The 14235-nt window shown below is 44.7% G+C and carries 12 protein-coding genes and 3 tRNA genes; 14 read left to right on the forward strand and 1 reads right to left on the reverse strand.

What is annotated here, in order from left to right; genetic code table 11:
- Positions 1 to 61 precede the first annotated feature (61 nt).
- The 11 genes from OH455_RS22820 (at position 62) to luxS (ending at position 11128) form a co-directional block, all read left to right on the forward strand.
- A tRNA-Arg gene (locus OH455_RS22820) sits at positions 62 to 138 on the forward strand.
- 49 nt (positions 139 to 187) lie between these two features.
- Positions 188 to 264 (forward strand) — tRNA-Arg (locus OH455_RS22825).
- Positions 265 to 707: 443 nt separating this feature from the next.
- A complete protein-coding gene (locus tag OH455_RS22830; protein WP_269982892.1) occupies positions 708 to 965 on the forward strand; it encodes an oxaloacetate decarboxylase subunit gamma in 258 nt (85 codons plus the stop codon).
- A gap of 31 nt (positions 966 to 996) precedes the next feature.
- Positions 997 to 2781, forward strand: coding sequence for a sodium-extruding oxaloacetate decarboxylase subunit alpha (gene oadA, locus OH455_RS22835; protein WP_269982893.1), 1785 nt, complete (start codon positions 997 to 999; stop codon positions 2779 to 2781).
- 9 nt (positions 2782 to 2790) lie between these two features.
- A complete protein-coding gene (locus tag OH455_RS22840; RefSeq protein WP_045977472.1) occupies positions 2791 to 3921 on the forward strand; it encodes a sodium ion-translocating decarboxylase subunit beta in 1131 nt (376 codons plus the stop codon).
- Positions 3922 to 4033: 112 nt separating this feature from the next.
- Entirely contained in the window at positions 4034 to 4984 is a 951-nt protein-coding gene (locus tag OH455_RS22845; protein ID WP_045977471.1) for an NADP-dependent oxidoreductase, read from the forward strand.
- Positions 4978 to 5439, forward strand: a complete 462-nt coding sequence (locus tag OH455_RS22850; RefSeq protein ID WP_269982894.1) for a YqaA family protein — start codon at positions 4978 to 4980, stop codon at positions 5437 to 5439. The genes OH455_RS22845 and OH455_RS22850 overlap by 7 nt, the downstream gene beginning before the upstream one ends.
- 8 nt (positions 5440 to 5447) lie before the next feature.
- Positions 5448 to 8306 carry a M16 family metallopeptidase gene (locus OH455_RS22855; protein WP_269982895.1) on the forward strand — a complete coding sequence of 953 codons (2859 nt, stop codon included), beginning with the start codon at positions 5448 to 5450 and terminating at the stop codon, positions 8304 to 8306.
- A gap of 107 nt (positions 8307 to 8413) precedes the next feature.
- Positions 8414 to 9982: a glutamate--cysteine ligase gene (gene gshA, locus OH455_RS22860; RefSeq protein ID WP_269982896.1), complete on the forward strand. Its 1569-nt coding sequence runs from the start codon at positions 8414 to 8416 to the stop codon at positions 9980 to 9982.
- 8 nt (positions 9983 to 9990) lie between these two features.
- On the forward strand, positions 9991 to 10587 hold the full coding sequence (locus OH455_RS22865; protein WP_269982897.1) for a transglycosylase SLT domain-containing protein: 597 nt from the start codon (positions 9991 to 9993) through the stop codon (positions 10585 to 10587).
- A gap of 22 nt (positions 10588 to 10609) precedes the next feature.
- Positions 10610 to 11128 (forward strand): S-ribosylhomocysteine lyase, encoded by a 519-nt coding sequence (gene luxS / locus OH455_RS22870; RefSeq protein WP_206370051.1) that lies wholly within the window; start codon positions 10610 to 10612, stop codon positions 11126 to 11128.
- Positions 11129 to 11173: 45 nt separating this feature from the next.
- Here the strand turns inward: luxS and OH455_RS22875 are convergent, their stop codons facing one another.
- The gene (locus tag OH455_RS22875; protein WP_206370052.1) at positions 11174 to 11650 is read right to left on the reverse strand and encodes an RDD family protein; all 477 of its coding nucleotides are present in this window, start codon (positions 11648 to 11650) and stop codon (positions 11174 to 11176) included.
- Between the two features lie 192 nt (positions 11651 to 11842).
- On the opposite strand from OH455_RS22875, the gene OH455_RS22880 reads away from it, so the two are divergent.
- The 3 genes from OH455_RS22880 to OH455_RS22890 all read left to right on the forward strand — a co-directional run bounded on the left by OH455_RS22880 (position 11843) and on the right by OH455_RS22890 (position 13941).
- Positions 11843 to 11927 (forward strand) — tRNA-Leu (locus tag OH455_RS22880).
- A gap of 259 nt (positions 11928 to 12186) precedes the next feature.
- Entirely contained in the window at positions 12187 to 12594 is a 408-nt protein-coding gene (locus OH455_RS22885; protein WP_045977465.1) for a VOC family protein, read from the forward strand.
- Positions 12595 to 12684: 90 nt separating this feature from the next.
- On the forward strand, positions 12685 to 13941 hold the full coding sequence (locus tag OH455_RS22890) for an HD-GYP domain-containing protein (RefSeq protein ID WP_045977464.1): 1257 nt from the start codon (positions 12685 to 12687) through the stop codon (positions 13939 to 13941).
- Positions 13942 to 14235: the final 294 nt, after the last annotated feature.

A 14235-nucleotide genomic window follows, 5' to 3' on the forward strand; every position in this document is an offset into this window, starting at 1 on the left:
GAATCCTTCCGAGCGCGCCACTATTTCGTTTGGTAAGTTTAAAACTTGTTGAACATCCCGTGCGTCCTTAGCTCAGCTGGATAGAGTACCTGGCTACGAACCAGGCGGTCGGAGGTTCGAATCCTCCAGGACGCGCCACTAATTAAGGTCACTGACCTGATATTGATTCTTCAATATAAAACATTGCGCGCTCGTAGCTCAGCTGGATAGAGTACCTGGCTACGAACCAGGCGGTCGAAGGTTCGAATCCTTCCGAGCGCGCCACCATATAAAAGCCCTGCTAGAAATAGCAGGGCTTTTCTTTTAACAATTTATTATCATTTTGTTAACCTTTATTTTATAAATTTATGTTTTCTATAGGTTTTCTAGAAAACATTCCTTCCTGTGACAATAATCATTCAATTTATTCAATAACGTCTGAAAATAGGCAGTTATTTATTCTTATATCGTCTCAGGTTGCAGATTTATGTGATTTTTATGACGCAATCATCCCTAGAAATGTGCAATATCATCAAGAGTGCTTTAAACAAAATTGACAAATTTTAACCAATCGAGATAATCCTAGACCTCTTATCAGGATATTTGACTACTTTTCCTGAAAGGAAACGTCAGCACAGAACTGACGTTAAAAAGGTCATTTAGGACACGAAGCCCCAATTATTAAATGGCCAATATCTTGTCAGGATGACAAAGAAAGGATGCTTAAAATGGAAAATATTGGAAGCCTGCTAGTAGATGCTGCGACCCTGATGCTTACAGGGATGGCCGTAGTATTTATATTCCTAACTATTCTCGTCTATCTCGTTCGGCTAATGTCTAAACTAGTGCCAGAAGAAGTGCCAGAGCGGATCGCTACACCGAAACAAAATAATAAGATTCAACCAACCTCTTCTGCTATTAGCCCCAAGGTAGTTGCAGCGATTTCTGCTGCGGTGCATCAACATCGCACTTCTACTGCTAAGTAGCATTTAAATGGATTAAAAGGAGTTAATGAGCATGTCTAAACCACTAGCTTTAACCGACGTGGTGCTTCGTGACGCCCATCAGTCACTGTTTGCTACTCGTATGCGTCTTGAAGATATGTTACCTATCGCAGCGGAGCTCGATAAAGTGGGGTACTGGTCTTTAGAAACCTGGGGTGGTGCTACCTTTGATGCGTGTATCCGTTTCTTAGGAGAAGATCCTTGGGAACGCCTACGTGCGCTTAAAAAAGCGATGCCCAATACACCTATGCAAATGCTGCTTCGTGGCCAAAACCTGCTAGGTTATCGCCACTACGCAGATGATGTGGTTGAAAAATTTGTCGAACGTGCACACGCCAATGGCATGGATGTATTCCGCATTTTTGATGCAATGAACGATGTACGCAACTTCCAGAAAGCGGTCAAGGCTGCAGTCGATGTAGGCGCTCACGCACAAGGTACGCTCTCTTATACTACTAGCCCGGTTCACAATACCGACACTTGGGTTGATCTGGCGAAGCGCCTTGAAGATCTTGGTTGCCACTCTTTATGCATTAAAGATATGTCAGGTTTGCTTAAGCCGTATGAAGCGGAAGAGCTGATCTCTCGTATCAAATCATCGACCGATATTCCTTTAGCACTTCACTGTCACGCAACGACCGGCCTTTCTACTGCGACAGCAGTCAAAGCAGTTGAAGCTGGGGTCGATATTCTTGATACTGCGATCTCCTCAATGAGTGGTACATACGGTCACACTCCGACCGAAACTGTGGTTGCTATGCTCCAAGGTACAGAGCGTGATACCAACCTTAAGTTGGATGAGATTGAACCAATAGCGGCTTACTTCCGCGAAGTTCGTAAAAAATATGCTAAGTTTGAAGGTCAGCTGAAAGGAGTCGATTCACGCATTCTTATCGCTCAGGTGCCAGGTGGCATGCTGACGAATATGGAAAGCCAGCTTAAAGAGCAAGGTGCGGCGGATCGTATTGATGAAGTATTGGACGAGATCCCGCGCGTGCGCGAAGATTTGGGTTTCATTCCTCTTGTGACACCAACTTCGCAGATTGTCGGCACACAAGCCGTAATTAACGTACTAACGGGTGAGCGTTACAAGAGCATCACTAAAGAGACAGCGGGCGTCTTAAAAGGGGAGTACGGCGTCGCTCCGGCTGAAGTCAATCCAGAGCTACAAGCTAAAGTACTGGATGGTGCAGAGGCTGTTACTTGTCGACCTGCTGATCTACTCGAAGCTGAATTAGATACCCTTACTGAAGATTTACTGGCCAAAGCGAAACAAGACGGCATTTCATTGGCGGCAGATACGATTGATGATGTCTTGACCTACGCACTCTTCCCTCAGGTTGGTCTGAAGTTTCTTAAAAATCGTCATAATCCTGATGCTTTCGAACCTACTCCAGGTAAAGAAGAGCCTGTGGCAGTGCCTGCTCCTCAGCCAGAAAAGGGTATTATCGAGACTTACAGTGTGAAAGTTGACGGGCAAATTTACGATGTAGAAGTTGGCCCACAAGGTCAATTGACATCTGTTGCTCCGGCTGGCTCAACGCCTCAACAGGCGTCGCCAGCTTCGGCTGCTCAATCAGGCAATTCAGAGATGGTTCCTGCGCCATTAGCAGGGAATATTTTCAAAGTGAATGTTCAAAGTGGCTCTCAAGTTGAAGAGGGTGAAGTACTTCTGATCCTCGAAGCGATGAAGATGGAAACTGAAGTTCGTGCAGCCCGTGGCGGTATGGTTCAAGAGCTTCACGTTAAAGAAGGTGATTCAGTAACGGTCGGCGCACCGCTATTGAGTCTGGCGTAAGGGAGCATCATGGACGGATTAATGACCTTATGGTCAGAAACAGGGATTGCTAACTTTGAGTTTGGCCAGATATGTATGATTCTGGTTGGTTGTATTCTGTTGTTTTTGGCTATTCGTAAAGGTTTTGAGCCCTTACTTTTATTGCCCATTGGCTTTGGTGCCATCTTGGCCAATATACCTAATGCAGGTTTTACCGATGAGGGCGGATTGCTTTACTACGTGTACTATGTGGGGATTGAGTCGGGGATCTTCCCGTTACTGATTTTCATGGGCGTAGGAGCAATGACTGACTTTGGTGCTTTGATTGCCAATCCAAAGACCTTGTGGCTAGGAGCCGCTGCGCAATTCGGTATCTTCGCGACGCTGTTTGGCGCGATTCTACTCAATTACGTGCCGGGCATGGAATTCAGCATGCCTGATGCGGCTTCGATTGCCATCATTGGTGGCGCTGATGGCCCAACCGCTATTTTCTTAGCAAGCAAGTTGTCACCGGACCTTCTCGGTGCGATTGCCGTAGCAGCATATAGCTATATGGCTCTTGTGCCTATCATTCAGCCACCGATCATGAAAGCGCTGACAACACCTGAAGAACGCAAGGTTAAGATGGCTCAGTTGCGCCATGTAGGCAAAGCTGAAAAAATTCTCTTTCCACTTGCTGTGTTGTTGATGACGATCTTGTTTCTACCTTCAGCGACCCCACTAGTTGGTATGTTTTGTCTCGGTAACCTGATGCGCGAAGCGGGTGTGGTGGATAGATTGTCGAAAACGGCGCAGAACGAATTAATCAATATTGTCACCATCTTCCTTGGTTTAGGAGTGGGATCCAAGCTTCAATCGGAAGAATTCCTCAATGTAGAGACCTTAGGTATTCTTGCTTTAGGTGCTGTTGCTTTCAGTATTGGTACTGCAGGCGGTGTCTTAATGGCTAAGTTGTTGAATAAGTTTTCCAAAGAAGATATCAATCCATTGATCGGTGCGGCTGGAGTATCTGCCGTACCTATGGCGGCGCGTGTGGTGAATAAGGTTGGTTTGGATGCTAACCCACAAAACTTCCTCCTGATGCACGCAATGGGGCCTAATGTTGCGGGGGTTTTGGGTTCTGCGGTGGCTGCAGGTATTCTCTTAGCATTGGTGAATTAACGTAAGTTATTAGTCAATTTGAGAATAGGCAGTTAACTTGTAGCCAATAAATGGTATATATTCAAAGGGATGCTTTCGCATCCCTTTTTCGTATCGATAGGGAAATGATGACATGGAAAATAAACAAATCGCGATAACTCAATTTGGTGATCCTGAAGTCTTAGCCATTCAAACTAGCGCTGTGCCTGAGCCTCAACAAGGTGAGGTGTTGATTAAAGTCGCTTTTGCTGGCGTTAATCCTATCGATGTGAAAACACGTGCAGGGCTTGGTTGGGCCGCTTCACAGAATAAAGATAACCTACCTTGGGTACCGGGATATGATATTTCTGGTGAAGTGGTGACGTGTGGCGAGCAAGCAAAGCGATTTGTTGCGGGTGACAAAGTGGCCGGCTTTATTGGCTTCCCGCTTCAAGGCGGCGGCTACAGTCAGTACGTGTGTGTGCCTGAGGCCGAACTTAGCTTAGTACCAGAGTCTATCACTTTAGAAGCCGCAACGGTGTTACCTCTGGCAGGGCAAACCGCGGTTCAGGCTTTGGACAAAGCTAGTGTTAAGGAAGGTCAAAGGGTGCTGATTCTCGCTGGTGCCGGTGGCGTTGGTCATATTGCAATTCAGGTTGCTGTGGCCGCGAAGGCTGAAGTCTTTACCACTTGCAGTGAAGCCAACCTTGATTACATGGCAACTTTAGGTGCCCATGCGGTGAACTATCAGTTTTCCCCTGTTTCAGAGCGCGTTGAAGAAGCCGACGTGCTGATCGATCTTGTCGGTGGAGATGCGGCTTTGGACGCGCTCAAGTGCCTGAAAGATGGGGCTAAAGTGGTGACTGTGCCGACTATCACAGCAGAGCTGATTTGCGAAAAGGCCAAATTGCTTGGATTTGAAGCGACAGGCATGCTGGTTGATCCGAACCCTGAACAGTTAGACGCCTTGATTTACATGGTCAGCGTCGGGCTGCTGAAAACTGAGATCCAGCATATCTACCCTATGGATCAGGTGATGGACGCGCATAAACAAATTGAAACTGGACATACGCGAGGCAAGATCTTGCTTGATATGCAGTGCTAGAGACGTTTAACGTCGCGTTTGAAAGTATCGCTCTGTGGTTTTCTGATTCTGCACTTTGGGTTCTATTCCTGTCTGGCTTTCTGAGTGCTACCCTGCTTCCAGGAGGTTCAGAAGCTGGGTTGATTGCCGTTTTGAACCTCAATCAATACTCCACACTTTCTGTTATTGCTTTGGCGACCTTAGGGAACACCTTAGGTGGCCTGACTAATTACTGGCTGGGTTTATGGTTGCCCAATCGAACTCAAAACGAAAAGTATGGTCATAAAGCACTACAATGGCTGAGTCGATACGGCTATTGGTCCCTTTTATTTAGCTGGTTGCCTGTTATAGGTGATCCGCTTTGTTTGGCTGCAGGCTGGTTGCGAATGCGTTTTTGGCCTTGTTTATGGTTAATCGCGGTTGGTAAAACATTGCGGTATAGCCTGTTGGCAGCCCTTTACTACGGTTTTTTCTAGGAGATGTCATGAGAAAAATCTGGCTAGGTGCATTTTCTCTCGTTGCTCTTTATGGTTGTTCAAGCAACACACTCTTTTCTGATTTTCAGCTATCTTCACTTCCTCAAGGCGTCTCTTTGATTGAGGAAGTGCCAGCAGAGCCAGGTAAGGCGATGATCCCTTACTCCAAATATCAACTTGATAATGGCTTAACGGTTATTCTTTCTCCTGACGATTCTGATCCTTTGGTCCATGTTGATGTCACTTACCATGTCGGCTCTGCGCGGGAAGAAATTGGTAAATCAGGCTTTGCCCACTTTTTTGAGCACATGATGTTTCAAGGCAGTGAGCATGTTGGGGATCAGGAGCACTTTAAAATCATTACCGAAGCAGGAGGTACCCTTAACGGGACCACTAATCGCGATCGAACCAATTATTTCGAAACGGTGCCTTCGAATCAGTTAGAAAAAATGCTTTGGTTGGAATCTGATCGGATGGGGTTCCTGCTTGATGCTGTTTCACAGCGCAAGTTTGAGATTCAGCGAGATACGGTGAAAAACGAACGTGCACAAAATTATGACAACAGACCATATGGCCTGATGTGGGAAAGGATGGGCGAAGCGCTTTATCCAGAAGGTCACCCGTACTCTTGGCAAACCATTGGTTATGTGGAAGATCTCGATCGTGTTGATGTCAACGACCTTAAAGCATTTTTCCTACGTTGGTATGGGCCTAATAATGCTGTGTTGACAATAGGTGGTGATATAAATGTCGAGCAGACACTGCTATGGATTAATAAGTATTTCGGTTCCATTCCCAAGGGGCCTGAAGTCAAGCAGGCTCCAAAGCAGCCTGCAGTGCTGACAGAAGATAAATACATCACGCTTGAAGATCGTATTCAACAACCTATGGTTTTGGTGGGTTGGCCGACGACGTATCTCGGAGAAAAGGCAGAAGCTTCATTGAATGCGCTTGCTAACGTTTTAGGCAAGGGGGCCAATAGCCTGCTTTACCAAGAATTGGTGAAAACACAAAAAGCCGTTGATGCGGGCGCATTTCAAGATTGTTCAGAGCTGTCATGTAACTTCTACGTATATGCGATGGCTCCGTCAGGAGAGAAAGGTAAACTGAAACCACTTTACGAAGCGCTGATGCAGACGTTGCAGAAGTTTGAAGAACAAGGGGTAGAGCAGGCTCGTCTAGATCAGAACATTGGTATGGCGGAAGCGAGTTCAGTATTCGCACTACAAAGCGTAAAAGGTAAGGTGTCTCAGCTCGCTGCCAACCAGACTTTCTTTGGACAGCCTGATCGGCTGCAAACTCAGTTAGAGCAAATACGTGCGGTTTCGCCAGAATCTGTCATGAAAGCTTATGAGGATTTCCTTAACGGCCATCACAAAGTGACGTTGAGTGTGGTACCTAAAGGTAAACTCGATTACGTTGTTGAACCCGCGACTTTTGTTACACCAGAAAGAACGCTACCAGAGCATAAGAAGATCAAGGATCAAGATCTCGCTTATCGCCGCCCAGTCGATGAGTTTGATCGTTCAGTGATGCCTGAAGTAGCTGAAGCTGTGAAGGCGCAAATGCCTAAGTTGTACAAACTGTACTTCGATAATGGTGCCGAATTATTGGGTACTCAAAGTAGTGAGACGCCTACGGTTCAACTAGAAATTCGTTTCCCAGCTGGTGAACGCTATGTTCAACAAGGCAAAGAAGGTCTAGCGAATCTAACGGCTGCGATGATGGAAGAAGGGACGTTAGATTCAACTGTCGAACAGCTGCAGGCGAAGTTGGATAAACTGGGCAGCACTGTATCTATCAGTGCGGCGAATTATACGACCAGTATTTCCGTTTCTAGCCTTGAGAAAAATTTGCCTCAAACCTTGGCTATTGTCGAGGAAGTCTTATTTAAACCTGCGTTTAATGAATCCGACTTTGAACGTAATAAGCAACAGATGCTAGAAGGGATTGTTTACCAACATCAGAAGCCAAGTTGGCTGGCGTCTCAAGCGACAAGACAAGTATTGTTTTCTGGCTCTATCTACCAACGCTCTAGTGATGGAACGAAAGAGTCTGTATCTGAATTGACTTTGGATGACGTCAAAGCATTTTATCGCCAACATTACACCCCACACGGTGCTCAGATTGTCGTAGTAGGCGATATTACCAAGCGTCAGGTTAAGAATGAATTGGCCTTTTTAGAAGATTGGCAAGGGCAAGAAGCACCTCTATTACGCCCACAACTTGTAAATAAAAAGGGCCCACAGAAAATTTACTTGATTGATAAACCAAGCTCACCACAAAGTATTGTTCGTTTTGTACGTCAGGGTCTGCCTTTTGATGCAACAGGCGAAGTATATTTAACACAATTGGCAAATTTTAATTTGGCAGGTAATTTCAACAGCCGGATAAATCAGAATCTGCGCGAGGATAAAGGCTACACCTACGGGGCAAGTGGTTACTTCGCGGCGAATCGAGAAGTTGGTGCCATTGTTTTCTCTGCTCAAGTTCGTGCCGACTCAACGGTTGCTTCTATCAAAGAGATAGAACACGAGCTGAGTCAGTATAGTGAAAAAGGAATGACAGATGAGGAAATGAAATTTTTACGCTTAGCAGTCGGTCAACAAGATGCTCTGAAGTATGAAACGCCTTCACAGAAAGCACAGCTGTTAAGTAGTATTCTGGCTTACAGTCTGGACGAAGACTACCTCAAGCAGCGCAATGAGATTGTCGATACAGTGAGTAAAGATACCTTGAATCAGATGGCAGCCAAGTGGTTTACCCCTGATACATATCAGATCATTGTGGTTGGAGATGCAAAATCGCTAAAGCCTCAGCTAGAAAGTTTGCAAATCCCAGTAAAAGAGCTTGAAATCGTCCGCTAGAGTACACATAAATTAAAGCATGAGAGAGGGTTTGGCGAAGCTCCTGCCCTCTGATAATTTAAACGGTCCAGAAGTAATTGGACCAAGACTATAAGCGAACCTTCATTTTGACTGATTTTGCTGCGCGACTGGAGCGAGTTGCACAAACCCCTGATATTTTTCTATCCTTTAGTCGTGGTGTAGAGAGAGAAACTCTGCGTTATAAAAAGGATGGCAGGCTGGCTACGACTCCTCATCCGAAAGAGCTGGGCTCTGCTTATGCGAATGATTGGATTACGACAGATTTTTCGGAATCATTGCTGGAGTTCATCACGCCTGTATCCAGTGACATCAAAACTCTGACTGCGCAGTTAGAGGACATTCATCACTTTACTCAAACTAAATTGGGTGAAGAGAAAATGTGGCCGCTTTCCATGCCATGTTATGTTAGCCAAGAAGATGATATCAATCTTGCGCAATATGGAAGCTCTAATTCAGGTAAAATGAAAACCCTCTACCGAGAAGGTTTGAAGCGTCGCTATGGTAGTCTGATGCAAATCATCTCTGGTGTGCACTTCAATTTCTCTTTTCCAGAGTCGTTCTGGGATGCACTGTACGGACAGCAATCTGAACAAGAGCGTCAGACGATTAAGTCTGAAGCATACTTTGGCCTAATTCGTAATTACTACCGCTTTGGCTGGCTGATTCCTTATTTCTTTGGTGCTTCTCCAGCGCTATGTTCTTCTTTTATAAAAGGAAGAGATAGTAAGCTACCTTTCGAAAATATCGGTGAAACCCTATATCTTCCCCATGCGACTTCTTTGCGTATGAGTGATCTGGGTTACACCAATAGTGCTCAGAGCATCTTGAAAATTGGTTTCAACAGTCTGGAAGAATACTTGGATGGCCTTAATGCAGCGATACGTACGCCGTCTGCTGAGTTTGCTGAAATTGGAGTTAAGGTAGGCGGTCAATATCGCCAGTTAAACAGCAATGTATTACAAATTGAAAACGAACTGTACGCACCAATTCGACCTAAACGCGTAGCAAAAGGTGGTGAGAAACCATCCGAAGCTCTATCGCGTGGTGGGGTTGAATATATCGAAGTACGAGCATTAGATGTTAACCCATATAGCCCGATTGGTATTGATGAAGACCAGATTCGCTTCTTAGACCTATTCCTTACATGGGCGGCGATTACTGAATCAGAGCCGATGGATTTCTGTGAGCAAGCATGTTGGCGTGAAAACTGGAATAAAGTGATTGAATCTGGGCGTAAGCCAGGCCTAGAACTGCAGATTGGTTGTAAAGGTGAAATCTTGACTCTACAAGATTGGGCACAACGTGTATTCGATGAGATTACTCTAATTGCAGAGAAGATGGATGCAGCTGTTGGTGGAGAAGCCTATCAATCGGTTTGCCATAAGTTGATGACTTGGATAAATAACCCGGAGCTGACAATTTCTGGCCAGCTTTTGGCAGACACTAAGCGCTTGGGTGGACTGGGTAAAGTTGGCTGTGAATTCGGCCTACAGTACCGCGAAAAACATTTGAATCATGCGTTCCAAGTGTATAGTGCGCAAGTAATGGAGCAAGAAGTTGAACGTTCCCGTGATGCACAAGTAAACACCGAGCAAGCTGATACGCTCAGTTTTGATGAATTCCTAGATGACTATTTTGCTTATTTAAAGTCATAGGAAAAGCTGTGAAAAGGACTTTACTGCTAATCAGTATGATGGCTTTAGGTGGTTGTTCGACGGCGCCACCTAAGAATCAAAGCAATCTTTGTGATATCTTCCGTGAGCATAAAGATTGGTATGATGATGCGGCGGATATGCAGGAAAAGTGGGGGACGCCTATTCAGGTTGCGATGGCGTTTGTAAAGCAAGAAAGTAGCTTTCGCCATGACGCTCGTCCGCCTAAAGATTACCTGTTGGGAATCATTCCTTGGGGGAGAGTCAGTAGCGCTTACGGATACGCGCAGGCACAAGACCCCGCATGGGAAGATTTTCAAAAAGCGACAGGCCATGGTGGTTCGAGAACCAACTTTGATGATTCATTGATGTTTATTGGTTGGTACACAAGTGAAACCCAGAAGCAGCTAGGGATCTCCAAATGGGATCCTTACAATCAATATTTGGCCTATCATGAAGGACGTGGTGGTTATAAGCGTAAAACTTATCAATCCAAACCTTCATTGATCAAAGTTGCTCGTAAAGTTGAGCAGCAGGCAAAGGATTATGGTTGGCAACTCAAACAGTGCCAGCAAGAACTGGAAAGCAACCGGAGCTGGTTTTTCTAGCTCGGTAGGAAGGAGAAGGATAATGCCATTATTAGATAGCTTTACTGTGGATCACACTCGCATGAATGCCCCTGCGGTGAGAGTCGCTAAGACGATGACCACGCCGAAAGGCGATACCATTACTGTGTTTGATCTACGTTTTACTGCGCCAAACAAAGACATTCTTTCTGAGAAAGGTATTCACACTTTGGAGCATTTGTACGCAGGTTTTATGCGCAGTCACTTAAACGGTGATAGCGTAGAAATTATCGATATTTCGCCAATGGGTTGCCGTACTGGTTTTTACATGAGTTTGATTGGCAAGCCAACAGAAGATCAGGTCGCTCAGTCTTGGTTATCAGCAATGCAAGATGTGCTTAAAGTGGAAAACCAAAGCAAGATCCCGGAATTAAACGAATATCAATGCGGCACTGCAGCCATGCACTCTCTTGAAGAAGCAAAGCAAATAGCCCAGACGATTATTGATGCAGGGATCAAAGTGAACCTCAATAACGAGTTAGCTTTACCTGAATCAATGCTTAAAGAGCTGAAAGTCGATTAAATCAGATATAGATAGAATAAGAGGAAGGCAATGCCTTCCTCTGTTTTATTGAGCTTTAGGTAAGACAACGACTTGTGTCTTAGCCCAAATATCATGGAAGCCACGCTTTTTCGGATCAATCGGGACAGTAAAATTAGCTAGTCCAAAGCCTGATGTCGCAATTCTAATTAAAGCCTGAGTAGTTGAGATTGCACTGCCATCGGCGTTGCGTACTTGTATTTTCCAAGCTCTCATACCAAGAGTTTGCCCTGCGCGAGTCCAGAAGAAAACAAAGAAGTAGATCCAAACGACGGCGAGATACAAAGTATAAACTGGTCCCCATATTGGGTGATTGGTGAGAAAGTCGCTGACGTCTGCGTACGGAGCAGCATTAAATCCACCCATAGCAACCAGCGCATGCAAAACTGCAATTACGACGCCAGCAGCCATCATTTCAATCGCAATCACGATCAGACCATCGTAAAACAATGCACCGAGGCGGCGCATCAATCCTGCTGGTGGCAGGGTATCTGTTGTCGACATAATAATAACTTACCCAAATTTTAGAAGGCGTCAGAATATAGCTTCACTGTGAGTCTGAAAAGAGACTTTGCGCACAGCTTAATAATTTGTGGTGATTTTATCAGCAAACGGCAATTAATTCAGTCTTTTGCACTTGCACGAATACTTTGCTTACGTATAATGCCAACCATCAAAGGGCAATAGCCTAATGATGCCGGTGTGGTGAAATTGGTATACACGACGGATTCAAAATCCGTTGCCTTCGGGCGTGGCGGTTCAAGTCCGCCCACCGGTACCATATTTAAACAGCGAAGCCTCGACGAAAGTCGGGGCTTTGTTGTTTCTAAACTCAATAAATTTCCATTCCAGTATTAAAGTGATGAGCCTGGCTGTCTAATAGCATCCCTTCTTATGTTCATGCATTTTTAGTGTCCCAATTGTCTTGCCAGCGCTTATAGTTACGCTGATAAATCTCAAAAATCTTTAATTTTTTCTGCTAGTTAAGCAATTATTGTCTATCTTTTAAAAAGGAATGTTATCTGAAAGGACCCAAATCCATGTATCAACTCACCCCCTATTTATTTTTCGCTGGGCGTTGTGATGAAGCTCTGGAATTCTATTGCAAAGCTTTTGGCGGTGTTGTTGTCACCAAGCAGTATTTTAAGGATGCACCACAACATATAGAGGGCGCCGATCCTGATTGGATTATGCATGCAGAATGTGAAGCATTTGGGATGAAGCTGATGCTATCGGATGGTCTAGTGGCAAAAGAGCGTTCTGGCAATCATATGGCATTGTCGTTGGTATTGGACGATCTCAATGAGCAGGCCAGATTGTTCGACAAGTTGTCACACGGAGGTCATATAATGATGAACTTATCTGACACTTTTTGGGGAGGGCGTTTTGGAAAAGTAGAAGATCAGTTTGGTATTCGTTGGATGCTGCATTGCGATGTAGTGAAGTAGTCGAATGGAGGGCACGTCCCAAGTTTGCCATTGGTAAACGCAGTGCTTACATCACCTAAATTATTTCAAGGATTAATTTGTATATAAATCGTGGCTAGCATAAAAATCACCGTAGACAGGCTCCAGCCAGGGTTGCATATCCGACTCCCTGTCAAATGGAATGAGCACCCGTTTTTGTTTAATAGCTTTAAGATTAAAGACGAGGAACAGATCCGTTTGATTCGTCACTTAGGCATTAAGCATGTCTTTATGAATCCGAATCAAAGTGATACTCAACCTCTTCCCCCTTCGACTGAGACTGAGAAAAAGGATGATGCTTCAGCAGAGGAGATCGATCTTGAAGCACAGAAGTTATGGAAAGAGAAACAAGATCGGATTGAAAAGCTCAGTGCGTATCGGCGCAGAGTGATCAATTGCGAAAAAGAGTTTGAGCGCTCGCTATCGAGAATGCGTGCAGTAATGAATAAAATTCGCAACCGACCAGAACAGGCCGTGGATGAAGCTGCGCAGTTGGTTGATGATATCGTTGATAAGCTACTTAGTGATGATCATGTCACGTTACACTTGATGAACGGTAAAAGTGAATTTGAAGATATTTATTTCCATTGCCTCAATGTTTCCGTCATCGCCATGATGATAGCCCAAGCTAAGAAGCTTGAAGCGCAGAAAATTAAAGAAGTCGCTTTTGCTGCTCTTTTCCACGATATGGGAAAAGTCAAAGTCCCTTCTGCAATTGTACGTAAGCAGACCCCTTTAAGCGAACCAGAAAAGAACTATCTTAAACTGCATACTAAATACGGTTTGGATATCGCGAATAATATGGAGAGCTTTCCTGAAAGTGCAAGTACGGTCATTGCCCAGCACCATGAGTTGAATGATGGCTCGGGTTATCCAGAAGGTTTGAAAGGGGAGCAAATTGATGAGCTGACGCAAATTATCTCAGTAGCTAATGCTTACGACAACCTGTGCCACAGCAACGTTCCTTCAGAGCAAAAGATACCTTATGTGGCACTTTCTCATCTATATAAGAACTGTAAGCATCTATACAACAACGAAAACCTAAATATCCTAATTAAGTTCATGGGCATCTACCCTCCGGGAACCGTGGTACAACTGTCTAATGATATGGTGGGGTTAGTGATATCGGTGAATGCACGTAACATTCTTTTCCCCAACGTCCTTATCTATGACCCCTCGGTTCCGAGAACGCAAGCCCCCATCATCGATTTGGCAGAGAAGGAAATAAAGATAGTCAATGCTATTCTGCCAAATAAACTGCCAGATAAAGTTCGTGAGTATTTAAATCCTCGCTCAAGGATCTCTTATTTCTTCGATACTGATGACTAGTTATCCACAGTCTTTTGTGGGTATATTGCCAATAAGGTGATGATAAATTGGTATTAAATAAGCGCTTGAATGATTAATAGTCATTCAAGCATTTTTTTATCAAAAAAACGGTTTTTGTGCTTGCCTTCTTTCCTCGTCTATCTATAATGCGCATCCACTTACACGGCAGACGCCACAAGGCTTCAGCAGTGTTAGAGAGGTGAAAAGCTTCTGAGAAAATAAGTTTGAAAAAGTGTTTGACTCTTCAAATTATCTCGCTAGAATGCACCTCCGCTTTGAGAGAAAGTTTCTTGA

It is taken from the genome of Vibrio sp. T11.5 (assembly GCF_027587155.1).
Taxonomy (GTDB): Bacteria; Pseudomonadota; Gammaproteobacteria; order Enterobacterales; family Vibrionaceae; genus Vibrio; species Vibrio neptunius.

Coding starts and splice junctions, on each gene's coding strand:
- OH455_RS22830 (WP_269982892.1), top strand. CDS start 708: ATGGAAAATATTGGAAGCCTGCTAGTAGATGCTGCGACCCTGATGCTT.
- luxS (WP_206370051.1), top strand. CDS start 10,610: ATGCCATTATTAGATAGCTTTACTGTGGATCACACTCGCATGAATGCC.
- OH455_RS22875 (WP_206370052.1), bottom strand. CDS start 11,650: ATGTCGACAACAGATACCCTGCCACCAGCAGGATTGATGCGCCGCCTC.
- OH455_RS22855 (WP_269982895.1), top strand. CDS start 5,448: ATGAGAAAAATCTGGCTAGGTGCATTTTCTCTCGTTGCTCTTTATGGT.
- oadA (WP_269982893.1), top strand. CDS start 997: ATGTCTAAACCACTAGCTTTAACCGACGTGGTGCTTCGTGACGCCCAT.
- OH455_RS22885 (WP_045977465.1), top strand. CDS start 12,187: ATGTATCAACTCACCCCCTATTTATTTTTCGCTGGGCGTTGTGATGAA.
- OH455_RS22845 (WP_045977471.1), top strand. CDS start 4,034: ATGGAAAATAAACAAATCGCGATAACTCAATTTGGTGATCCTGAAGTC.
- OH455_RS22840 (WP_045977472.1), top strand. CDS start 2,791: ATGGACGGATTAATGACCTTATGGTCAGAAACAGGGATTGCTAACTTT.